A 22,950-nucleotide genomic window follows, 5' to 3' on the forward strand; every position below is an offset into this window, starting at 1 on the left:
CGCGTCGGCCGGGGCGGTACCCGCTGTGTGGGACTGGACGTCTGTACACCGGACCGAGTCGCCCGGGGCCGCAGGCAGCGGCTATCCGGCGCGCCCGGCCAGCAACTGCTCGGGGACGAAGCCGTTCCGGGCGAGCCGCTGCCAGAGCTCGTCCGGGACCGGGAACCGGGCGGCCGCCGCGTTCGCCGTCACCTCGGCCGCCGAACGGCAGCCCAGGACGACCGAGCTGACGGCGGGATGCAGCAGCGGGAACTGGATCGCGGCCGCGGGCAGCGGTACGTCGTACGCGTCGCACAGGGCGCGGCACTGCCGGGCCCGCTCCAGCGCGTGTGCGGGGGCCGGCCGGTAGTTGAACATGGCGCCGGGAGCCGGGTCGGCCAGCAGGCCGGTGTTGAAGACGCCGCCGACGACCACCGCGGTGCCCGTTCTGGCGCACAGCGGCAGCAGAGTGGTGAGCGCCTCGTGGTCCAGGAGCGAGAGGCGGCCCGCGATGAGCACGACGTCGACCTCGAACTCCTCCACGTACGCGGCGAGTGGACCGCTGTGGTTCATGCCGAATCCGATGGCCCGGATCAGCCCTTCCTCACGCAGTCTGCGCACCGCCGGATAGGCCGTGCGGCGTATCTCGTCCGGGTAGTTGTCCGGGTCGTGCAGATACAGGATGTCGACGGCGGAGCGGCCCAGACGCGTCAGGCTCGCCTCCAGGGACTCGCGGATGCCGCGCTCCGTCCAGTCGGTGATCACCTCTCCGGGGGAGCCGTCCGGCCGGGGGCGCAGCAGCCAGCCCGTCTTGGTCGAGATCACCGGCGCCGGATCCGCGGACAGCCGGCCCAGGCGTTGTTCGGCGAGGCCGTGTCCGTAGCGGGGAGCGGTGTCGAAGTACGTGATCCCGGCCTCGGTCGCCGCCGTGAGGGTCGCGGCGGCCTCCTCTTCGCTGACTTCCTCGAAGAGACCGCCCAGGGGAGCGGTGCCCAGCCCGAGGCGGGGCAGCGTGAAGGGCAGCCGGTTCGCTGCCGGTCGGTCGGTCATGCCTTCTCCCACGGGGAGGCGCAGGCCGCGCGGTTGGCGCGCAGCGTCATGGTCAGGGTGAGCCGGATCTGTGAGTTCCCGGGCAGGTCGACGCGGCAGTACGGTCCGTCGGCCGGCCGATCGGGGCCGTCGTCCATGCGGACACCGGTGATGTGGTGCTCGGCGAAGGAGCCCGCCTGCACCAGCAGGGAGCGCGCCGCGTCACCGAGGTTGACCAGTTGCACCACCGTGTGGTCCGGGCGGATGTCGGACACGAGCGCGGCGACGTCCGGCGGAAGGCCGGGACGGCGGGTGGCCACGTCGTGGTAGCGCACGTGCAGGTGGTGGAGGCCGCCGTTGTAGAGGACCTGCGGGGAGCCGGTGGTCAGCTGAAGCAGGGCTTCGGTCACCACGGGGTTGAGGTGCTGCCAGTGATGGATGTCCAGGGCGTCGGGGCCGACGGCCGGGTCGACGGTGTCGTTCTCGATGGCCTCGACCCGCTCGGAGCAGCTCGCGAGGGCGGTGCGCAGCATCCGCTCGGGGTAGTGCGGGTTGTTCCCGTGCAGGAACTCGTACCAGGGTTCCTCGTGCCCGGCCTCGTCCTTGATGCGCTGGGTGTGTACGGCGGTCCAGTCCCAGCGGGATTCGGCGCGCAAGTGCTCGATCCGGTCCCGGTCGGCAGGGTCGCGGCTGAAGTGCCAGAGGGCGTGGGGAAGTTGCCCCGGCATGACGGTGAAGTCGAACCAGCCGGAGTCGTTGTGCCGCTGGGGGACCATGAGGGTGCGCTCGGCCGTCATCGCGCGCAGGTGCGGCTCCCAGCGTTCACCGAGCGTTCCCATGCCGTCGGCGCCCCGCTGTTCGGCGTGGCGCAGTACCGCGTCGAGGGGGTTGCGGGCGAGGTCCAGGAACCCCCGGTCGCCGGTGAGGAGTGTCGCGTTGGCCGCGCCGATCACGGCGGCGCTGCCGACGGGAGACAGGCCGTGCGGCCATGACCATCCGTAGTGGCCGCCGTACCAGCGGCCGTCCAGGTACTCGCCCACCACACCGTTCAGGCCCGCGTTGTCCGGCACGACCTCGCGCCCCGCGAGCCGTTCCTGCCACACGCCGACGTACTCGGCCACCCAGTCGGCGTAGCGCTGTTCCCCGCTGAGCAGGAACGCCTGCGTGGCGAGGCCGGTGGCAGCCAGGTTCACGATCGTGTCACCGCGGCCCATCCGGTCCCACATCGTGCGGCCGTACGCGCGGGCGCGCTCGGGGGACGCGGCCAGGTCGTCGAAGGACGTGATGCCGTCGATTCCGTCCAGCGGAAGACCGTACGGGCGCAGGGCCGGGCTCCAGGGGAAGTACGCCTCTTCGTCGCTGAAGCCGAAGCGCGGTCCGGCAGAACCGTTGTGCGGGGCGCGCAGGACCCGGTGCCGGGCGTCGTAGTTGGGCCCTCCGGGCAGGTAGAAGTCGGCGAAACGGCAGGCGAGTTCGCGCAGCTCGGCGTCGTCCGGGTCCGCCAGGCACAGGCCGTAGAAGAGGAGGAGGCCCTCGCCCTGGTGGAACCAGTCGTAGCCGCGCTCCAGGCCGTCGAGGAGCATGCCCATCTCGGTGAGCTGCGCGGTGACTCCGCGCCAGTGCCGTCGTGCCGCGGACAGCAACTCCTCGCTTCCGCCCAGCAGATAGAGCGTCGGCCAGTTGAAGAACGGCTCGTAGAAGTCGTCGACGCCGTCCCGGCCGTCCAGCCCCTGTCCGAGGGTGTCGCGGAAGACGAGCCGGCCGTCGCCCTCGGTGAAGCGGTCGGCGAAGAGGCGCCACGCCTTTTCCTGGACATCGAACAACTGCCGTTCCAGGTGCGCCCATCGGGGGACGTCGGTGACGCTCCGGGTGGCGGTCAGTACAGGTCCCTGCGCCTGTCCCGTTGTGTGCGTGCCGCTGGTCCGCTCAGGCCTGAGCATCGAGAACACCTGCTCCCTCGTCACGTAAGCATTGAATAATCGCCCATCGATAGCCGATGGTTAGACTCACCGGCGGGGAGCCGACGTGTCAATACTCGGGAGCGGCCCCGCACGTCCGATGAGGAGGCGCACCGTGATCGACTGCCATGTCCACCTGTGGGATCCGGCCGCGGGGTTCCCGTGGATCCGGCCGGGCAGTGAGCACCATCACACCTTCGGTGAGGGCGACTTGGAGAGGTCGGGAGCCGGCCTCGGTCTGGCCGGGGCGGTCCTGGTGGAGGCGTCGCGCGGAGACGCGGGAGAGACGATGGCCCTGAGCGAGCTGCGCCGGCGGCGCCCGGACCTGGTCGCCGGGTACGTGGCGAACCTGCACGTCCACGGAGCCGCCGGGCCCGACCGGTTCCGCACCCTCCTGGCCGACTTGGGTGACCTCCGCCCGAACGGGATGAGGCTCGGCGGCGCCTCGTGGGCGGACGTCCCCGAGCCGGCCCGTGCGCTCGTATCCGTACTGGAAGATGCGGGTACGGTGCTCGAACTCAACCTGCATCAAGGTGCGTTCGGCGCGGCAGCCGACATCGCCGCGCGGCACCCGGGGCTGACCGTGGTCGTCGACCACCTGGGCAACCCTCCGGCCCCGGGTACGCCGGCGGCGGGGGAGTGGTACCGCGATGCCGAGCGCGCCGCCGCGAGCCCGAACGTGGTGGTGAAGATATCCGGGCTCCTCACCCAGCAGAACGGGCTCCGTGGGCAGCGCCTCGCGCACCTGGTGCGGCATGTGGTGGACCTGCTCGGCCCCGACCGCTGTCTCATCGGTTCCGACTGGCCGATCTGCCTGCCCCGGGGCTCACGGGCCGACTCGCTCGCCGCGTCCCGGCCGGGGCTGGCCCACCTGACGGATGATCAACGCGACCGTGTGCTGCTCACGAACGCGGTCCGGGTGTACGGGCTCCGGGCCGGCCGCCCGCGTGGTTGACAGTGCTCGAATGGCCCTGCTTCGATTCACTCGATGATCGATAGGCGATGAAAAGTGACCGGCTCCGCCTCGCCGAGAGTCGGTCCCGACCTCCGCGGAGATTCCCATGGCACATTTCGACCTTCCCCTGGACGAACTGGAGAGATACTGCCCGGCTCTGCCCGAGCCGGACGACTTCGAGGACTTCTGGCGGGAAACGCTCGCGCAGCAGGAGGAGTTCGCCCTCGACGCGGCGTTCGAGCCGGTGAGCAACGGGCTCGCGACCATCGACACCTACGACGTGTCCTTCGCCGGCTACGGCGGCCACACCGTGCGCGGCTGGTTCCATCTGCCGGTGACCCGCACGGGCCCGCTGCCCGTCGTCGTGGAGTACCTGGGCTACGGCAGCGGGCGCGGCGCACCGCATCAGTGGCGGCTGTGGGCCGATGCCGGGTACGCGCACTTCGTCATGGACACCCGCGGACAGGGGGCCGAGACCCCCGATCCGGACCCCGCCACCGGTGACATCGCTGCGCCCGGCTTCCTCACCCGTGGTGTGCTCGATCCGCGCCGGTACTACTACCGGCGCCTGTACACCGACGCGGTGCGCGCCGTCGCCGCGGCGCGCACGCACCCGGACGTCGACCCGGCCCGCACCGTGGTCGCCGGCATCAGCCAGGGCGGCGGCATCGCGCTCGCCGCCGCCGGCCTCGTCCCCGACCTCGTGGCCGTCATGCCGGACGTGCCGTTCCTGTGCCACTTTCCGCGCGCCACCACGATCACCGACAAGCCGCCCTACGTCGAAGTCGCCTCGTTCGTGAAGCGGCACCGCGAGCACGCGGCTACGGTTACCCGCACCATGTCCTACTTCGACGGCGCCACCCTGGCCCGCCGGGCGAACGCGCCGACGCTCTTCTCGGCCGGCCTGATGGATCACATCTGCCCGCCCTCCACCGTGTACGCGGCGTTCAACCACTACGGCGCCGAACGGAACGTGGATCAGGCCGACAAGCAGATACGGGCCTATCCGTTCAACGACCACGAAGGCGGCGGACCCGACCACGAAGTAGTCAAACTGGAGTGGCTGGCCAAGCAGCTGGAAACCTCGGTGTGATTCCATCGAGAGAGCCGGGCGCGTAATATGTCGCAACTGACGTGCCCCAGTGCAGGATTGGGAATTCATGGCATCCAACGCGTCGGGTGGATTCGTCTCCACGCTGGCCACCAACAAGGACCGGTTCCGCAAGACCCTGATCTCGGACCAGGTGTACGACCTGCTCCGCCAGGCCGTCGTCGAGGGCGATCTCGCGCCGAACGACCGCGTGGTCGAATCCGAGATCGCGCGGCGGCTCGGCGTGAGCCAGGCCCCGGTGCGCGAGGCGGTCAAGCGGCTCGCCCGTGAGGGCGTGTTCTCGCACGTGCCGCGCCGGGGCCACTTCGTCGTCGAGATCTCCTCACGGGACGCGGAGTACGCCCGGCAGGTGCGTGAACCGCTCGAGAGCCTTGCCGCGCAGCTCGCCGCCGAGCACATCACCGAGGAACAGCTCAGTGAGCTCGACGCGCAGGTCGAACGGATGCACGAGGCGGTCGCCGCGAGCGACGTCAGCAGCTTCCGTGACGCCGACATAGAGTTCCATGCCCTGGTCAGCCACTTCGCGGGCAATCCGTTCCTGGCCCGGATGTGGGAGGTCATAGAGCCGAGCCTGCGCACCCTGCGGGCCATCTCCGACCCGCTCTTCGACGGCGACTGGCGCGCCATGGCGGAGGAACACGGACGTCTCGTGGATCTGTTGCGATCGGGGGAGCCCGCCAAAGCGGCCGTGGCGTTCGCCGACCATGCCGCCGGCCGCGGACCCGTACCGGATGCGCGGGAGACGAAGAAGCCGGCGAGGAAGGCCACTGCGACGAAGAGGACCGCGTCCGGGAGGGCCGCGCCGAAGTCGAAGTGATCGAACGGCACGGGCCCGGTCCGGAGTCTCCGGACCGGGCCCGTGGCCGTGTCGTGTGCGGGCTACCTCCGGGCGCCCGCGGTCCACGGGGGAGCCCCGTACTGGTAGGCCCCCAGGCTCGGGGTCGCGTCCGTCGAGCCGTCGTTGATCCCCGGAAGCGCGATCGCCTGATTGCGTGCCGGTGACGGGGCGGTCAGCCGGTAGTCATGGTTCGCCGCGTCGGCGAACAGCGGATCGACCGCCGGATCAAGGTTGTTGGAGAGAACGAGCCCGCCGTCGGTGGCACCGCTCAGGCCCCGGATCGTACCGAGGTTGTTGTAGATCCTGGTGCCGGTCGACTGACCCGGTTCCTTCACGTAGAACAGCGTCATTCCACCGGTGTTGTTGTAGACGCCGTTGTCGTGCGATCCGGTGCCCAGACCGTTGAGCATCACCGTGCCCTCCCGGTTGCCCCAGCCCACGTTGTTCGCGATCACGAGATCGCTCTGCCCGTTGTCCGCGTAGATTCCCGACACCCCGAACGTGGTGGACGTCGTGATCGGTGCGGGGTCGTGCAGCACGTTGTGGTCGAGGGAGGAGCCCATCATCCACGCGCTGCAGCAGGTGTAGATCGCGGCGACGTCGAGACTCAGCCGGGCGTACCCGGAGATGTCGTTGTACGCGATCACGTCCTTGCCCGGAGCGAGGCCGGGCACCTCGTTCCACTGGAGGTTGATTCCACTGCGGCCGACGCGGGAGATCGTGTTGTGGGTGACCGTCTGGCTGTTGCCCTGCACGGCGATGCCCGCCGCGTAGGTACCCATGTAGTCGACGTCGTGGATCACGTTGTCCGTGGCGGTGTTGTTCTGTCCGCGGAGCGCGACGCCGTTGCCGGCACTCAGTGAGAGATCGCTGTTCACGATCCTGTTCCGGGTGCCGTCGAGGATGATGCCGGTGTCGCCGACCCCGCGCGTCACCGTGCTGCCGCAGTCCGTCGCACCCCGGGTGATGTCCGTGTAGTGAGAGAGGTACCGGCCGTTGATGCCGTCCAGGGTGACACCTGTGCTGGCGGCGCCCGTCCGGATCGTGGTGGCGAACAGGCCGATCCCGTCCACCGTCGTGTGAGAGGTGTTCGTCAGGTCGAAGCCGAAGGTGCGGCGCTTGACCTCGACGGTGTGGGTGTCCGGGTCGTCGGTGCCGTACACGTACAGGCGCTTCACGGCAGGGTCGTAGAACCACTCGCCGGGACGGGCGAGTTCACCGATCTTGCCGGAGAGCGCGTACCGGGTCTCCTTGGGCACGACCTTGTGGACGCACGGCGGCGCCGCGTCCAGTGTCACCGAGCCGACGGCCGAGCTCTTGACCGTGGTGGTGGCCGAGACGTACCAGTATCCGGTGAGTGCGCGGGCGCCGTCCCAGTACCCCGCCGGGCGGGTCAGGGCGGCGTCGGCGACAGTGGCGTCCGCGCTGCCGTCACCGGCGTACTGGAGCGAGGGGGCGAGCAGATCGAGGCCGGGGTAGGGCCATTGGGCCTCGATGTCCATCCGCTTGTCCGTGAACACCTGGACGGTGGTCACGTCCGGGCCGAGGTCGACATCGGTGCTGTAGATGTGCCCGGCCGCCACCGCGTCGCTGAACTCCGAGTCCTGTGCGAACGGGTCCGTCGCGGCGATCTCGGTGAGATCGGCGGCGGTGACCGGTGAGAATCCGCCGATCCTGGAGGCACCGCTCACCGTCACGTTCGCACCCGGGGCGGCGCGGTAGGTGATGGGCAGCTCTGCGGTGCCGGAGCGCGCCGGCACGACGGTCTCCTCGTACGTACCGGACAGGACCAGGCACGTATCGCCCGGCACCATCACATCGGCGCACTTCTGGATGTGCCGGAACGGGGTCCTGTCGGTCTTGCCGTTGGCGGTGTCCTGGCCGGCCGGCGCGACGTAGTAGGTCTGTCCCGCCTTGGCCCTGACCGGATGGGCGGTGGCGGGGTGGCCGGCGGCCACCATGGTCAGGGATGCGAGCAGGGCGGCTGCGGGCCACAGTCCCGTGCGGGACGGCGGCCTCCTTCTCCTCAGCACTCCGGAGTCCTTTCTCTGGGATCGGCTCGTTCTCGGACGGGGGTGTCGCACCCGGGCTCAGCCCTTCACGGCGCCGACGGTGAGACCGCTGATGATGTGGCGCTGCATGTAGATGAAGAAGATGACGACGGGTGCGATGGCGAGCAGGAGGTTGGGGAACACCTTCGTCAGGTCGGTCGAGTACTGGCTGATGCCGGCGTAGACCGCCGTGGTGACCGTGTAGTGACCCGAAGAGGGGCTGAGCAGGATCTGCGGGGAGATGAAGTCGTTCCAGATGCCTATCGAGTTGAGGATGAGCACGGTGACGACCGCCGGGCGCATCAGGGGAAAGATGATCGACCAGAACGTCCGGTTGCGGCCCGCGCCGTCGATCGTCGCGGCGTGGTCGATGTCCACCGGGATGGTGCGGATGAATCCGACGAACAGGAAGATGCTCACCGGCAGGGTGGACGCCACATCGTGTGCGACCAGGCCGGTCACCGTGTTGGCCAGGCCGATCTCGCGCAGCACGTAGATCACCGGGATGATCACCGCGGCACCCGGGATGAACGTGCCGGCCAGGAAGTACAGCAGCACCAGCTGGGTGCGCCGCTTGAGGCTGCGCGCGATCGCGTACGCGGCGGGGCCCGCGAGCAGGATGCACAGCACGTCCACGAGCACGACGAGGAACAGCGTGAAGCCGTAGCCGTCGATGACGTTGAACTGCGGGCTGTTGATCGCCGCCGACATGTGCTCGAAGGTCAGCCCGCCGAGCGGGATCGAGAACGGGTTGTCGAGGATGTCCTGCTGCGACTTGAAGGCGTTCACCACGAGCAGGTACACCGGCACGATCATGACGACGAGGAGCACACCGAGAAGGGCCCACCGCACGGGCGAGCGCGACTCCTCGCGATCCGCCCGCGGTGCGTCGTCCGCCTTGGCCGGCGCGGCCTTCGGCCTGTCGCGGACCTCTGCTTCCAGTACAACCACCAACGGCTCCTAACTTCCTGTCGCGGCCTGGTCCTGACGGTTGCGCAGCGCAGTCACCACGAGGGCGAACACCGCGGACACCACCATCAGGAACACCGCCTGCGCGGTCGCGTAGCCGACCTTGGTGCCCTCGAAGGACCGGGCGAGAATGAGATAGGTGAACGTCTGCGTCGACCCGGCCGGACCGCCTCCGGTGAGGCTGACCACGATGTCGTACGCCCGGATGAGCCCCACGAGGTTCAGCACGGTCGCCACGGTCACCACGGGCGCGATCATGGGGATCACGATCCGCAGGTTGATCTGCCGTTTGGAGGCGCCGTCGATCGCCGCCGCCTCCAGCAGCTCGGCCGGCACCGTCTGCAGGGCGGCCACGAACAGCACGACGTTGAAACCGAATCCGGCCCAGACGATCACGGCGATCAGCGAGATCAGTGCGAACTGCTCGTCGAAGAGGAAGCCGACCGGTTCGATCCCGAACTTGGCGAGCGTGTTGTTGATGGCACCGTTGGTGCCGAGGATCGCCGCCCACAGATAGCCGAGGATCAGCGCGCTGATCACATGCGGGAAGTAGGCGACGGCACGGAAGAACGAGTTCGTGCGCGAACGGCCCTTGAGCGCGAGCGCGTACACGAGCCCCAGGCCCACCATGAGGACCGTGCCGAACGCGGCGATCAGTGCCGTCACGTACCAGGCGTCCGATGAACTCGGGTCGTCGAAGAGGTGCTTGTAGTTGTCGAGTCCGGTGAACGCGGCGGTGGAGAAGCCGTCCCAGTCGGTGAAGCTGAGGTAGACCGCGACTCCCACCGGGACGACGGTCATCACCGTGTAGAGCAGTACCGCCGGGCCCATCATCCCGAAGGAGACGGCCGATTCGCGCAGCCGTGCCCGGCGCCGTGCCCGCAGATCCGGTCCCGCGGTCAGCTCTGCGAGTTCCACCACTTGTCCAATCCGTCGGCCGCACCCGAGGCGGACGAGCCCGTGTACAGGGACTGGACCTGCTTGTTGAGTTCGTCGCTGAAGCCCGCGATCGGCTGGCTCTTCCCGGATTTCACGATCACCGAAGGCGCCCTGTCCAGGATCTGCTGCACGGACGTGCCGAGGCTGGACATCTTGTACGTGAAGCCCTCCCGCAGGTTCGCGTCGGAGGCGAGCTGGCTCTTGATGGCCGCCGGGTCGGTCGTCGCCCACTTGACGAACTCGATCGCCTCGGCCTTGTGCCGCGACTTGTTCACCACGACATACGGGTTGGAGATGTTGCCGAACTGGCCGGACGGGTAGGCCCCGTCGGTCGGCATGGTGAACACCCCGATGTCGTCGCTCTTCTTGGCGGCGTCAGCGGCGGGCACGAAGAACGAACCCATGACGTACATCGCGGACTTGCCGTTCAGGAAGGCCGTCTGACCGTCCGCGTAGGTGAGACCGAGCGCGCTCTTCTCCAGGTAGCCCTTGTCTATCCAGCCCTTGTACTGCTCCAGGTAGGGCAGGTAGCCGCTCTTCGCGAAGGACGCCTTGCCGTCGTTGCGCTTGGCCGTCCATTCGGGGTCGGCGGTGAGCACCCCGGCGTCGGCCATCATCGAGAACTGTGCTCCGGTGACCCACTGGCCGGCGGCCTGCAGGGGCTTGTAGCCCGCGTCCTTCAAGTCACCCATGGCCGTCGTGAACTGATCCATCGTCCGGATCTTCGACGCGTCGAGCCCGGCCTTCTCGAAGGCGGCCTTGCTGTAGAAGACGAGCGACTGGATCTGCTCACCCACGCCCACGACGTAGTGCTTGCCGCCGATGGAGTACTGGTCGGCCAGCGGTGTCCTGGCGGTCCAGGGCTGGTCGGACAGGTCGGTGAAGAGCGAGGCGGTGTCGGCGGTCGGAACGATCTGCTGGGCGACATCCGGCGGATCGCCCGCCGCCAGGTCCTGCCGCAGCTTCGCGTCCGCCGAGATGGTGCCGGTCAGTTCGAGCTTGATGTCGACCCCGGGGTGGGCCTTCTCGTACGAGTCGAAGAGGTCGTTCCAGTACTTCTCCGTCAGGTTCGGCGTGATGTTCACGATCACGCGGAGAGTCGTGCCATCCGAGGCCTGGTCGGAGCCACCGCCGCAGGCGACGGCCGATGCCATCACCAGGGGAGCCACGGCGAGTCCGCAAGTACGGCGCCACATTGGTTTCATCGGGACACGCTCCGTTGCGTAGTCGTGAATAATCGATAGGTGTTGTCCAGCCGCAGAGCTCCGGTGGAGCAGCGGCGGGAGGGGGTGCGGGCGGCCGGTGGTGCGGACCGCCCGGCGGGGTGGTGTGATGCGGCGGAGGCGGACGAGCCGTTTGTCTCGGCGCCTATCGTCTATCGATTGCTGATGCTAGGGGTGGCATCCCGCTCGTTTCAAGAGTGCTGCCGCAACCTCTGCGTACTGTTTCTCGCGCTCCGGCCGGCTGCACCGGTGAGCGGACTCCCGTACGGTGACGCCGCCTTGGGGTCCGGGGTGTGCTCAGTGGGTGTGAGCGGTGCGAGGCCGGGTCCCCAACTCCCGTCCGGACAAGGCGGGAGGCGCTCGATCAACGGCTTCACCGGGGGGATCGCTTCGTCACGCCCGGATCGGTTCCGGATGCCTCAGATGAGTGCCGCGTCCCCGACTCCCTGGCTGTGTACGTGAGTTGACGGATGCCGGACGAGGCTGTCATGTGCGGCTCCTGACGCATTGACATCACTAATCGATTGGCTGTTATCTACCATCGATAGACGATGATGTCACTGGCGTTGCGTGCGACGAGCACGCGGAGAGGCACGTGCATGCACCCGATTGGGGATCAGGAAGCGCCGCCGAGGGGTGGGACCCGCCCCGGCGCGACGGAGGACACCCGTACCTATGAGTCGATGCGGGCGCCGGTCCACACCGCGGCCTACGTACGGCCCACTTCACAGATGGTGGAAGCCCTCAGGCACGTGAGCGCGGCGACGGCCTGCGCGAAACTGCATCAGATGGGCATCACCCGGACCTTCATCGACGGTCCCGTGCCGCTGCACCGCGAACCGGACGTCAAGGTCACCGGCGGGGCCGTCACGCTCCAGTTCCTGCCGCAGCGCGAGGACGTCTTCAACGGCGCGGAGCAGGAGGACATCGAGCGCAAGACCGCGCTGTGGGGTGTCCTCGAGTCCATCCGGCCCGGCGACGTGCTCGTCATCTCGGCCCATGGCAGTCACTTCACCGGCTGTCTCGGCGACATGCTCGTGCGCTACTTCAAGCTGCGCGGCGGAGCCGGGATCGTGGTGGACGGACGGGTGCGGGACGCGGCCCGGATCCGTGCGCTCGGCGTGCCCGTCTGGTGCACCGGCGTCACCCCGCACTACGCCTCGCAGACCGAGCTGTTCCCGTCCGCCTTCAATGTGCCCGTCGGTGTCGGCGGCTCCCTGGTGACGCCCGGCGACCTGATCGTCGCCGACGAGGACGGTGCCGTCGTCGTGCCGCAGCGCAACGCGATCCCGCTCGCCGAGGACTCCCTGCTGCACCAGGACCGGGAGGAGTTCGCGCGCCGGCGCCTCGACGAGGGCGGACGGCTCTCCGACTACTACCCGCTCACCGGCGAGGGGCTGACCGAGTACCTGGCGAGCCGGACCGCCACCTGAGCCCGGGTCCGGTGCCCGGCTGAGCGGCGGGTTCAGCCGGCCGGAGGCGGTGGAGCGGTGCCGGTGCACGGTACGAGCTCTGTGGGTAGGTGCACGGTACGAGCTCTGGGGTACCAGGGCCGCACCGTGCCCGACCCCGCTCTCCCGCGCGCGGTGGACCCGGCCCACCACGCGCCGAATCCGTCTCACACGGAGCCGTCGCTGACGTCGAAGGACGCCTGCGAGCCGCGGACCGTCACCACCACGGTGGACGGCGGCGGGTCGCCGGGGTTGGCGAAGGCGAAGCTTCCGACCGCGTTGATGCTCAGCAGCTCCATGGTCGCGAGAGGGCCGGGAAGGGGTCCGCTCTGCCTCACCAGAGTCCGGCCGCCGGCGGTCACTTCGGCCTGGAGGTCGGAGTCCTGGAGGTGGTCCTGCGCGGACACCGTCACGCTGACGTGCATCTTCACGAGTCCGTCCGCGACCTCTTCGATGGTCGGCAGGACCCAGTGGTCTCCCGCCTGTTGTGCCGGATAGTCCGGGATTCCCTTTGTCATGGCTCAGGCACCTCGCACTTCACTGTCCAGTCACTCTGCTGAAGGACCGCGCCCCCGTTGCACGTGTCGATCACCCGGCCGCGGAAATCCACGTCGATGCGGATGAAGGCACCCGGCGCAGCCTGCGTCATGGGTGTGTCATGACCGGTGTACGCGCATCCCGTACGCCGGGGGAACGGCTGGTAGACATCGTTGACATCCACCGTCGCCGTGGGGCCCGTCCGGTGTCCGTAGTGGGCGTCCACGTGTGTGAACAGGTTCTGTGAGGCGGGTCTGCCGTCCTCGCGGAAGTTGTCGTCCGCCGCACCGGGTTCGGGGCGTGGGAGCAGGGGGACGGGCGGGACGCCCGTGCCGTCCTGCAGAAGGAAGTTCTTTCGCGTGCCGTCGTAGAGGAAGTCACCGCGGACGTACTGGCGGTACTCCCCGCAGGCACACAGGGAGGGATGCGCCTGGCGCATGGTCGCCTGCATGTCGAAGGTGCGGCCGGCCGACACCACCGGCTGGTTCGTGTGCGTGCAGGCGGTGAAGGAAACCGGGGCACTGTAGGTAGCGACTTCGGCCTGGGGCCACTCGATCGCCTCCTGGATCCGGTCGGTGAATCCGGCCCCGGCGAGCTGTGTCCAGCCCTCGGCGGTGTCGCGCGGGTAGACGTGCGCGTCGACGGTGTCGTGGGCGATGTCGTACTTGATGTACTTCGGTCCCTTGAAGAAGTACGCGTTTCCGTCGCCCCAGTTGATGGCGGCGTCGATCCCCGTACGGAACGACGCGGGGAATGCTGTCCAGCCCTCGGCGGTGTCGCGGGGGTAGATGTTCGCGTCCACCGTGTCGGCGCCGATGTTGTACTTGATGTACTTCGGTCCCTTGAAGAAGTACACGTTTCCGTCGCCCCAGTTGATGGCGGCGTCGATCCCCGTACGGAACGACGCGGGAAACGCTGTCCAGCCGTCAGCGATGTCGCGCGGATAGATGTTCGCGTCCACCGTGTCGGCGGTGGCGTCCCAGCGCACGTACGTGCTGCCCTTGAAGAAGTAGACGAAGGCGTCGGGCCACGTCACGGCCGCGTCGATGTCGCTGCGGAAGGAGACGGGCATGGCGCCCCAGCCATCTCCGATGCCGCGCGGGTAGATCCCGGTGTCGACGGTGTCGCCGGTGCTCGGATTCACGTCGTAGCGGACGTATGTGCCGCCGCGGAAGAAGAACGCCGTCCGGGTTGCCATGACTCCTCCTGGCCTGACGGGGCACTCACCGGCCCGGGCGGGGGCCGGCCGGTCCTCTTGGCCGAACTTCCTGTTCGAGTCCGGGAGACGGATGAGGTGTCTCCCTCCCCACACAACACCGCCGCGATGAACAGCGCATCCTGGCACCGGCACGACGCCCGCCGATCCCCAAGTGGAAGGGCATGAGACGGATGTGATGAAGACTCAGGGTGTCCGGGCGACTACCCGGGCGGGCGCGACCGCGGCATGCCGGAGTATCGGCGCTCCCCTCCCGTCCGCCGGGACTAGACAACAGCTCCCGGGGCGCGGGTCGCCGGGCTGCGGCGTCCGACCGGGTCGACCACGACGAGGTCGAAGTGCGCGTCGGGGACCGGTGAGGGGTCGGTCCAGGACAGGGCGGGGCCGAGCACCGGGACGACTGCCTGCTGCTCCGCGGCGGTGCCGGCCGTGCCCCGGTAGATCTCCAGCAGATAGGGGGCGTCCGCAGCGGCGACCACCGTCGGCAGACCGCCCAACGACAGGGCCACCGAGCCGTCCGCGCCCGTCGTCACGTCAGGCACGGCAGGTGCCCCCGGTCCGTCCGGAGGGACGAGCAGCGACTCGACGGCGAGGGACGGCTCGCTCCACAGGCTCTCCGAGGCACTTCCCACCACGCTCCACACCGGCTCGATCCCGCCGTCCGCGGGGAGCTCGACCACACCTGGAGGCAGGGCCGGCTCAGCCGGGTAGCGGACGTCGGCGTACCAGACGCGGTGGACGAAGGGGGCCAGCTCGACGGCGGGCACATTGACCGTCGCCGTCCACACACCGTCGGCGTCGGGGCCGGACAGAACCCCGGTCAGGTGTACGGGGGCATAGCGGCCGTCCACACCGCGGCCGGTGCGGCGCAGGCGGTACTCCGGGGCGCCGCCCGGTGCGGCACCGAGCAGTTCGGGGCGCAGGCCATGGGCGCGCAGCGTCAGGGTGAGACCGAGGGCCGGGTCGGTGACCGCGTCCAGGAGCGGCGGCGGCGGACGGTCCTGACCCGGGACGGCGATGGGGACGAGGCCGCAGTCCCGGAAGTCGGCCTCGGCGCCGCCGGCGGTGAGGGGGACCACACGGACGAACTGGACACTGCGCAGACCGCCGGGGATCCGGGTGGCGAAGTGGACGAGACCGTCCCCGGACGGGGCGCCCCCGGTCTCACCGAGGAAGGTGAAGGCCCGCTTCGCCGTGAGCCGGTTGCCGGCGGCATGGACCGGGTGCGCCTGGGACGCCCGGACCGGGGTGGGCGGGAGGGAGAGGCCGAGTTCGCCGGCGAGGCGGCGGGCGTCGCCGAGGTAGATCCGATAGCGGGCGGCGTGCGGCTGCGGCGGCCAGCGCAGGGCCAGTTCGGCCAGACCGGTCGAGTCCTTCGGCCCAGTCCACAGGATCATCGGTGAGGTGGGAACGGCCTGTGGGGCGCGTGCGTCGTAGGCGGCGCAGTCGTCCTCGGAAGCGGGCGACGCCGTACCGTCGCCGTCGACGTAGGTGGAGACGATGCGAATGCTGCGCTGCTCGCCGACATCGAAGGGCCGAGGTGTCGCCTCCAGGACGACGGTCTCGCCGGGTACGACCGGTCTCGGCGGGAGCGGAACCCCGTCGGCCTCGACCCGGAGCTCCGCGACCGGAAGGCTGCCCGGCGCCGTCGACCCGGGGCGGGGCACGGTGTACCGGAGCAGGATGGAGCCTGGCACCCGCGGCCCGGTCGAACCGTCGGCCGGCCCGGCGCGGAACGTGGCCTCCGGCACGGGCGGCGGCGGCGCGGGCCGCATCGGCAGGGGTACGTCGAGGTCGGCGCCGTCGGACCACTGGCCGAACTCGTCGGCCCCCCAGACCCGCCAGCTCGCACCGGCCGGACCTGCCGGAACGGTGCGGTCCTCCACGACACGCCGGTTGTTGCCGGCCCAGTTCGGTACGAGCGGCAGGGCGCGGGTGACGTAGCCCTGGCCCGGCTGGGGTGCGAAGCGGTGCAGGGCGACGGGGCCGTCGGGGCCGGTCCGGGCGAAGCCCACCATGCCGCGCGCCGGCTGCCCGCCGAGAGAGACCGGCTGCCGCCAGCTCTCCGGGCCGGGATCGTCCGGACCGGCGGCAGGGTTCCACCCGCCGGGTTCCGCCGCGCTGAGCCGGAACGGGTCCGGCGGGTCGGGCGGCGCGTCACCGGCGGCGACCGCGACCGCGAGCAGGGTCGCGGCGGACCACGGGCCCGCCTCACCGCCGGGTCGTCCGGGGAGCTCGCCGATGAGCTGCGGCGCGTCCGGGAACACGTAGTCGAGCTGCCCGTCCAGCCAGCCGGTCCCGGCGGGTGGTCCGAGTACGTCGCCGAGGGTGAGCGGGGCGCCGGGTGTGTCGCCCGGCTCGTGGAGGACGCGTTCGCGCTGCACCGCCCAGCGTCCGGCGACCACCCAGACATCGGCCCGCTGGACCGGTGCGGTGGCGCCGAACGGGACGGTCGTGGCCAGGCCGAGATAGCGGGCGATCTGCGGGTCGACGGCCATCGTCAGGAGCGACGGGGTGATGGCGGCGGTGGCCTTGACCGGGTGGCCGTCCTCGCTCGTCACGGAGTCGGTGAACGTGGCCCGGGCGGGCGCGACGTCCGGGTCTCCCCAGCCGCCCCGGAGCCACGGGTCGACATACTCCGGCGCGATCCGCTCCATGATTCGGCGGGTCTCCTCGTCCGGATCGGTGTCGTCGGGGAGCAGTCCGTCGGGGTTGTCCGGCGGGTTCAGCCGACGTGGCGCGCCAAGGGCGACCCGGTCGGCTGCGGCGCTCAGCGGGTCGGTGTTCGCGTCGGGGGCGTACCAGGGCCCGAGGGGGACCGGCAGCCCGAAGACGAGGTCCGGCGGCCGGTCGGAGATCGCCCGCTCGGAAAGGACGGAACTCTGCCGCAGGCCCCATGCCGCAGTGACGGTTCCCGCGCCGGTCACCTGGAGACGGGCGATGGCGGTGTGGCCGAACCGGAACGGCGCGCGGCGGCGTGTGGCGAGGACGCGTGCACTCCCGGCCGGGCCCTGCAGAGCGTCCAGCAGGTCGACGCGCAGTCCGCGGTCCTCGACGTCGATCTCGGCCCAGATGTACGGATCGGCGGCGGAGAATCCGAACAGCGAGCCTTCGGCGAAGCCACCGGCCTGCTCCAGATCGAAGGGGACGGTCAGTCCGTTCCCGTAGGCATCGCGCCACTGGACCGGCAGCTCGTTCAACTCCTCGTCGAACCCCAGTCGCCAGGCGGCGAAGGGGTGGACCGGGAAGCCGATCCAGGGGTTCGCCTTCACCCGGAGGTGGAATCCGTCGGCGAGCCGGGGCAGGCCCTCGGCGGCGATGGCACTGGCCCGGAACAGCGTGGGCGGGGCGGCGTCGAGGCTCATGGCAGATCCTTCGCGAAGCCGGGTACCGGGGGCACCGGGCAGATGAGAGCCGTTGCCACCGGCACGGTGGCGGCCTCAAGCGGTACGTCCTGCAGCGTCACGCCGAGGTTGAGCGGGCCGGTGGGCACGAACGGGCGGGCGGTCAGGAAGAGAAGACGGTCGCCGGAGGCGGAACGGATGATGCCGGGGAACGACTGCCCACCGCAGGAGAGGCCGTTGACCCGGAGCCGGCCGCCGAAGTTGACGAGGCCGAGCGAGTCGGGCCGGTGGATCGGCTCGGGAGCCTCCAGCAGCACTCCGTGCAGCGCCCAGGTGCCGTTGTCGTCCGTCCACAGGGCTGTGGTGCGGGCTTCGTGCGCGGGGGCGGAGCGGTCGAGCGCGAGCAGGGCGAGAGCGTGTTCCAGCGCGCCGTCGGCGGTGGTGTCCCGAACGGCCACCGGGATGGCGTCGACCCGCAGATCACCGCTGATCGCGCCGCCTTCCGCCCCTTCGGGTACGAAGCCGAGGCCGGCCAGCAGGGCGTGGGGGCTGCGGTAGCGGGAGGTGGTGAACACCCCGCCGCGGATGGCCGCTCCGCCCGATTGACCGGAGCCGGCCGAATCCAGGAAGGGGAAGGCCAGGGAGAGCTCGTAGCCGGACAGCTGCTGGAGGGCGGGCCGGCCTCCGAGCGTCGCGCCCGGTCCCGGATAGGGGCAGGAACCCGCCGCGGTCGTCGCCTCGTACAGGCGCAGATCGGCCTGCGACTGGAGTGCGGAGACCGCGGCCTGCCAGAAGGAGGTGGCGGGGAACGCCTGTTCCTCGAAGGGGTCCGGGTGCCCTCGGGTCGGGTCGGTGCGGCGGACACGTACGAGCGTGTCGTGGTCGTAGGCGGCGGCGAGATCCGGCACATGACTGACTTCGAGCTGGACCCCGACGGGGTCGTCGGCGAACCAGGACCCTGCCTTGTCCGCCGGCATCCAGGAGAGGATGTAGCGCTCCAGATAGGCCGGGTCGAAGCTGTCCGTCCGCAACAGGACGGCGGGGGCGGCGACATAGTCCTCGTAGTGCTTGAGGGCGATGGCGGAGGTGGTGCCCTGCGGGTACTGCGTGCCGTTGCTCGGCGCGGGGCCCGACATGTCCGCGGTGCGGAACCAGTAGCTCTGCGTACGGGCGACCACCGGGCCGGTCGCGCCCTCGCGCCGGCCCTGGCCCTCGAGGCCGATGTCGATGCGGTAGACGGTGCCGGGCGACAGCATGGGCCGCGGCGTCACCGAGTGCGTCTTGGCGGCGGCGGCCTGGCCGGCGGTGCGGGCCGCCCGTGTGGCCGCCTCCGCACTGTCCCGCGCACGCACCGATACGGCCCGCACACCGAGGACTTCGGGAGCGAGAGCGGCGTGATACTCCACCACGATCCCGGTGTACGGGCCTCCTTGCGCCTCGTAGCTGCGGACCTCCGCGCCGCCGGGTACGGGCTCGGCGCCGGTGTCGGAGACCGGCACGGTGCCGTCCGGGCCGATCAGGCCGACCCGCACCCGGTCCGTCCGGCCCGGAGGCCAGTCGGGCAGGCGCAGGGCGAGACAGGGATCGAGCAACGGCTCGGAGAACGTGAGCACGGCTCTGACCGGCACCTCGCCGATGCCCGGGGCGCTCTCGTCCGGTTCACGGTCGAGCGGCAGCCCTGCCACGTGCGGCAGTACGAAGTCACCGGCGAATTCGCGGCCGATGACCGGCAGCGGTTCGTCGAACACCGCGGGCGCGCCGAGCACCAGCGGGAAGACATAGGGGAAGAACCCGGCCGTCGCGTCATCGATCGGTACGCCCCACCACTGCGCCGCGGCGCGGACGTCGAACACCGACGCGAACGGTCCGGGTGCCGCCTCCGTGGGCAGCTTCCAGTCCTCGCCGGGACCGTGGCGGTTGCCGAGGCCTCCCAGCGCCCAGCCGGGCTGCGCGGTGAACTCCGCGCGGCAGCGGTGCGCGATCGCGGGAACCGGGTCGTTCGGGTCGTTGACCGCACCGTCCACCAGCTTGCGGGTCCAGAGCGCCGATTCCCAGGTGAGGAGGGCGAGTTCCCGAGCCCCCGGCTCGCCCGGGGCGCCGGTCCTGGCTTCCTGCCAGGCGGCTTCGAGCTGACCGGGGACCGGCGTCTCGTGCCCGGTGGCGGGGTCGATCGCGGTGAGGTCGACGGAGGTGAGGGTGTAGGTGTAGCTGAGGCGGTCGTTGCCGACGACGCCGCTGCCGACCGCCGCCGGGTTCCAGGCGAGCCGGTCGTGGAACGGGCCGGGTTGCAGGCCGTCGGCCGGACCGTTGGTGAACTGGAGCAGAGGGATGACGTCCGGCCAGACCACCGGAAGGTCATGGACGGGGGGCGCGGAAGGGGCGGTGACGGCGCTGGCCAGTTCGGTGTAGCGGTGATCGGCCAGCGCCACCGACTCCAGGGGCCAGTCGACCGGATCGGGGATCTCCGAGCCCTTGCTGCCGAGTTCGATGGTGACGCAGCCCTCCAGGCTGAAGAAGAAGAGGTCCACCTCACCGCACACCTCGAACCGCACCCAGGTGTCGCCGAGTTCGGGCGCGATCAGGAAGCTGACCTCGGCACTGGCCCCGATGGAGACAGGGCCCAGGTGCAGACTGCCGGAGAGGTGCCCGACTCCGCCGAGCAGCAGCGGACGGGTGCCGAGCGCGAGGATGACGGAGGCGGTGATGTCGACGTGGATCAGCGGGATGCCGTAGACGGCGGTGAAGCCGGCTCCGAGGCCGAGCGAGAACCCGGCCGGTGAGAGCGCCGGTATGCCGCCCAGATGCGGGATGCCGTCGCCCTCCACCATGAAGAACGCCCACGCGTTGATGTTCAGGAAGTCCGGGAGCACCTTGGCCTGGATGAGGCCGGGGCCGCGGCCGGGCTGACCGTCCGAGCCGAGCCGGACGTACCAGTCGCGCCCGTGTGCCGGGAAGCGGGCGCCGAAGGGGACGTCGAGGGTGAACAGGACGGGCACTTCGTAGTGGCCCCGCATCGCGATGGTGACACCGTCTCCGGCGACGGCGAGTGCGCCGATGAACGAGGCGCCCTCCTCCGGCGGGCCCAGGCTGTCGGTCATCTTCACGCGCGGGGACAGCACGCGGCCCTGGAGGCTTGCCCGGACGGCGACATCCGGCAGTCCGATCACCACGACGCCCTTGGCGCTGAACGTGAAGCCCAGGTCCGGGGCGGTCCCCACCACCACACCCAGGCCGAACACGCTCCCGTCGGGAGCGCAGGCGTAGCCGGCCGTGTCGAACGGATCGAGCCCCAGCTGGAAGAGGATCGGATCGTCTCCCGGGCCGGGGGAGGGCAGGGCGGCGTTGACGCCGAAGATGCCTCCGAGCCCGTAGAGCCCGAGGCCGCTGTTGGCGAGCGGGATCGGCCCTGGCAGGTCGACGCCCAGGGCGAGAACCAGCTCGTTGACCCCGCCACCGCAGTCCTTGTAGCTGAGGTCGGCGAACGCGGCGACGTTGAGCGGGACGATGTGGGCGGCCAGGGCGAGATCCAGCCTGCCGGCGCCCAGCGACGCCTTGCCGCGGGCCTCGAAAAGCCCGGGCAGGACAAGGGCGGCGTCGAGTCCGCGTACCTCCGGGTGCAGTGCGCCGCTGGGGCCGAGCGTCACACGGACCGTTGCCCCGCTGACCTTGACCGGACCGAGGTCGAGCGCGAAGCGCAGATCGATCTCGAACCACTGGGAGCCGTGGCCCGAACGGCTGCCGAGCACATCGAAGAGGTCCGACAGGGTGCCGGGCGACTGGATCCGCCAGCCACCGGGATCCTCCACATCGATGTCCGCCTCCCCATAGGAGAGGTGGAAGCGGTCGAGGCCGGACTGGGCGAAGTCGACGAGCAGCCGGACGTTGCGGTAGCGCAGCCGCATGGGCACGCTCGGCTTCATCCCGATGCTCATGAACCCGAGCCCGATGGTCTTGATCTGGACATCGACGCTGTAGTCCACCCGCAGGGTGAGCTTCGTACCGGCCGAACCGAGCCCCGCGTCCACCTCCACGGCGTGCAGCACGACTGTGCCGTCATCCAGAAAGGCGCTCAGCCCGGCAGCGGCGACCAGCAGCATGTGCAGGGTCGCACCGAAGCCGTCGTACGAGGTCTGCGCGGCCGTGGGGGGATCCGCGTCGGCGATGAAGGCCGTCGCCAGGGCTGCCGCCGTGACCACGACCTTCCCTGCGGCGCCCTGCCCCGACACGGAGAGCAGCCCCTGATCGCCTCCGGCCTCGACCACCAGGCCGAAGTCGAAGTCGCTCGTCCCGGGCCTGCGTGAGAACCGGCCCGTGACGCGCAGGGGACGTCCGCCCAGGAACTCGATGGTGCCCAGACCCGGCGGCCCCGCGGCTTCGCCCAGGTTCCATTCCGTACGGATCTCGATCGACGCCGGAAGCGCGGACGCGAGCGAGGTCGCGCCGGGATCGTCCCAGACGAGGGTGACGTCGAACGCGGGGCGCGACCCCAGGGCGGGGACGTGCGCCTCCGTCCGTCCGTACAGCCCGTTGGGCATGCCGAGGTCCAGCTCGACGGGGATCGGACCGCTGCCCACCAGCGGAGTCGTCTCCGGGAGGAAGAGCTCTGCCTTGCGGAGCGCCACACCCTGCCAGCCCGGCGTCCCGGAGGGTGCCGGACCTCCGGTTTCGTCCGTCACCGGTTCCGGCGCGAGGACCGGGGAGGAATCGACCGTCAGTCCGCCGGGGAGATGGAGGCCGAATCCCTGTGTGCCCAGGAGGAATGCGGGCGGGCTGGTCCCGACCGTCCCCAGACCCTCACCGGCCGCGTCGAGCGCCACGATGCCCTGCGTCGCGGGGACACCGACGCCGCCCTCGATCCGGATCGCCAGCGGGTCGGCACCGTTGAGCGTGAGGGCGACCCGTCCGCCCCCGGGCCGCGCCACGAGAGTACGCGTGCCGGAGGCATCGACCCGGGGCTCGGCCGGCACGCAGGCGGCCGGAAGCTCCAGCAGTCCGTCCGCCGGCAACAGGTCGAGCCGGAAGCCGGTGGGAGCGGCGGCGGGGCCGGTCAGGTGCAGATCGAACGGGATCGGCGGGCCCATCGGGCCGATCGCGAGCTGCGCGAACCCACCGGCCGAATCGTCGGCAGTGGCCCGGGCCTCACCCGAGAGCGGTGCGGCCGACGGACCGGCCGGCAGCGGCAGATCCGTGGAGAGGTGGTCGAGGAGAACCCTGATCTCGGGCGGAAGGACGATGCGGTCGAAGACACCGGGCAGAAGCGGCTTCACGAAGTCGAGCAGCGGCGTGGTCATGGCCTTGCCCTTCTGGTGCCCGCCCGCTCGCACCGCGAGTCATGTGCCAAGAGTCATGC

At 70.3% G+C, this 22,950-nt stretch carries 14 protein-coding genes; 4 read left to right on the top strand and 10 right to left on the bottom strand.

What is annotated here, in order from left to right:
* Positions 1-81: 81 nt before the first annotated feature.
* Both OG782_RS34925 and OG782_RS34930 read right to left on the bottom strand, forming a co-directional pair.
* Positions 82-1,029, bottom strand: a complete 948-nt coding sequence (locus OG782_RS34925) for an aldo/keto reductase (protein WP_406457991.1) — start codon at positions 1,027-1,029, stop codon at positions 82-84.
* Entirely contained in the window at positions 1,026-2,972 is a 1,947-nt protein-coding gene (locus OG782_RS34930) for a hypothetical protein (protein WP_406457993.1), read from the bottom strand. The genes OG782_RS34925 and OG782_RS34930 overlap by 4 nt, the downstream gene beginning before the upstream one ends.
* A 109-nt stretch (positions 2,973-3,081) precedes the next feature.
* Here OG782_RS34930 and OG782_RS34935 point away from each other — a divergent pair, with 109 nt between their 5' ends.
* The 3 genes from OG782_RS34935 to OG782_RS34945 all read left to right on the top strand — a co-directional run bounded on the left by OG782_RS34935 (position 3,082) and on the right by OG782_RS34945 (position 5,849).
* Positions 3,082-3,921, top strand: coding sequence for an amidohydrolase family protein (locus OG782_RS34935; RefSeq protein WP_406457995.1), 840 nt, complete (start codon positions 3,082-3,084; stop codon positions 3,919-3,921).
* A gap of 106 nt (positions 3,922-4,027) precedes the next feature.
* Positions 4,028-5,014: an acetylxylan esterase gene (locus OG782_RS34940; RefSeq protein WP_406457997.1), complete on the top strand. Its 987-nt coding sequence runs from the start codon at positions 4,028-4,030 to the stop codon at positions 5,012-5,014.
* A 67-nt stretch (positions 5,015-5,081) separates the two neighbouring features.
* Entirely contained in the window at positions 5,082-5,849 is a 768-nt protein-coding gene (locus OG782_RS34945) for a GntR family transcriptional regulator (protein ID WP_406457999.1), read from the top strand.
* A gap of 62 nt (positions 5,850-5,911) precedes the next feature.
* Here OG782_RS34945 and OG782_RS34950 read toward each other — a convergent pair whose 3' ends face one another.
* The 4 genes from OG782_RS34950 to OG782_RS34965 are packed head-to-tail and all read right to left on the bottom strand — an operon-like array spanning position 5,912 to position 10,920.
* Entirely contained in the window at positions 5,912-7,903 is a 1,992-nt protein-coding gene (locus tag OG782_RS34950; protein WP_406458001.1) for a right-handed parallel beta-helix repeat-containing protein, read from the bottom strand.
* Between the two features lie 57 nt (positions 7,904-7,960).
* A complete protein-coding gene (locus OG782_RS34955; protein ID WP_406458003.1) occupies positions 7,961-8,872 on the bottom strand; it encodes a carbohydrate ABC transporter permease in 912 nt (303 codons plus the stop codon).
* A gap of 9 nt (positions 8,873-8,881) precedes the next feature.
* Positions 8,882-9,811 (bottom strand): carbohydrate ABC transporter permease, encoded by a 930-nt coding sequence (locus OG782_RS34960; RefSeq protein WP_406458005.1) that lies wholly within the window; start codon positions 9,809-9,811, stop codon positions 8,882-8,884.
* On the bottom strand, positions 9,790-10,920 hold the full coding sequence (locus tag OG782_RS34965; RefSeq protein ID WP_406458007.1) for an ABC transporter substrate-binding protein: 1,131 nt from the start codon (positions 10,918-10,920) through the stop codon (positions 9,790-9,792). Before OG782_RS34965 ends, OG782_RS34960 begins: the two co-directional genes overlap by 22 nt.
* An 815-nt stretch (positions 10,921-11,735) precedes the next feature.
* Between OG782_RS34965 and OG782_RS34970 the strand changes: the two genes are divergently transcribed.
* On the top strand, positions 11,736-12,485 hold the full coding sequence (locus OG782_RS34970; protein WP_406459438.1) for a ribonuclease activity regulator RraA: 750 nt from the start codon (positions 11,736-11,738) through the stop codon (positions 12,483-12,485).
* 185 nt (positions 12,486-12,670) lie between these two features.
* Here OG782_RS34970 and OG782_RS34975 read toward each other — a convergent pair whose 3' ends face one another.
* From OG782_RS34975 to OG782_RS34990, 4 genes are all read right to left on the bottom strand, one after another.
* Positions 12,671-13,021 carry a hypothetical protein gene (locus tag OG782_RS34975; protein ID WP_406458009.1) on the bottom strand — a complete coding sequence of 117 codons (351 nt, stop codon included), beginning with the start codon at positions 13,019-13,021 and terminating at the stop codon, positions 12,671-12,673.
* Entirely contained in the window at positions 13,018-14,238 is a 1,221-nt protein-coding gene (locus OG782_RS34980; protein ID WP_406458011.1) for a hemopexin repeat-containing protein, read from the bottom strand. Before OG782_RS34980 ends, OG782_RS34975 begins: the two co-directional genes overlap by 4 nt.
* A 284-nt stretch (positions 14,239-14,522) precedes the next feature.
* On the bottom strand, positions 14,523-17,621 hold the full coding sequence (locus OG782_RS34985; protein ID WP_406458013.1) for a hypothetical protein: 3,099 nt from the start codon (positions 17,619-17,621) through the stop codon (positions 14,523-14,525).
* Positions 17,618-22,891 carry a hypothetical protein gene (locus OG782_RS34990; protein WP_406458015.1) on the bottom strand — a complete coding sequence of 1,758 codons (5,274 nt, stop codon included), beginning with the start codon at positions 22,889-22,891 and terminating at the stop codon, positions 17,618-17,620. The genes OG782_RS34985 and OG782_RS34990 overlap by 4 nt, the downstream gene beginning before the upstream one ends.
* Positions 22,892-22,950: the final 59 nt, after the last annotated feature.

The organism is Streptomyces sp. NBC_00876 (assembly GCF_045207435.1).
Taxonomy (GTDB): Bacteria; Actinomycetota; Actinomycetes; order Streptomycetales; family Streptomycetaceae; genus Streptomyces.

Bases quoted from the DNA above. Each gene is read 5' to 3' on its own strand.
- OG782_RS34925 (WP_406457991.1), bottom strand. From the start codon at position 1,029: ATGACCGACCGACCGGCAGCGAACCGGCTGCCCTTCACGCTGCCCCGC.
- OG782_RS34985 (WP_406458013.1), bottom strand. From the start codon at position 17,621: ATGAGCCTCGACGCCGCCCCGCCCACGCTGTTCCGGGCCAGTGCCATC.
- OG782_RS34990 (WP_406458015.1), bottom strand. From the start codon at position 22,891: ATGACCACGCCGCTGCTCGACTTCGTGAAGCCGCTTCTGCCCGGTGTC.
- OG782_RS34970 (WP_406459438.1), top strand. From the start codon at position 11,736: ATGCGGGCGCCGGTCCACACCGCGGCCTACGTACGGCCCACTTCACAG.
- OG782_RS34945 (WP_406457999.1), top strand. From the start codon at position 5,082: ATGGCATCCAACGCGTCGGGTGGATTCGTCTCCACGCTGGCCACCAAC.
- OG782_RS34980 (WP_406458011.1), bottom strand. From the start codon at position 14,238: ATGGCAACCCGGACGGCGTTCTTCTTCCGCGGCGGCACATACGTCCGC.
- OG782_RS34975 (WP_406458009.1), bottom strand. From the start codon at position 13,021: ATGACAAAGGGAATCCCGGACTATCCGGCACAACAGGCGGGAGACCAC.
- OG782_RS34940 (WP_406457997.1), top strand. From the start codon at position 4,028: ATGGCACATTTCGACCTTCCCCTGGACGAACTGGAGAGATACTGCCCG.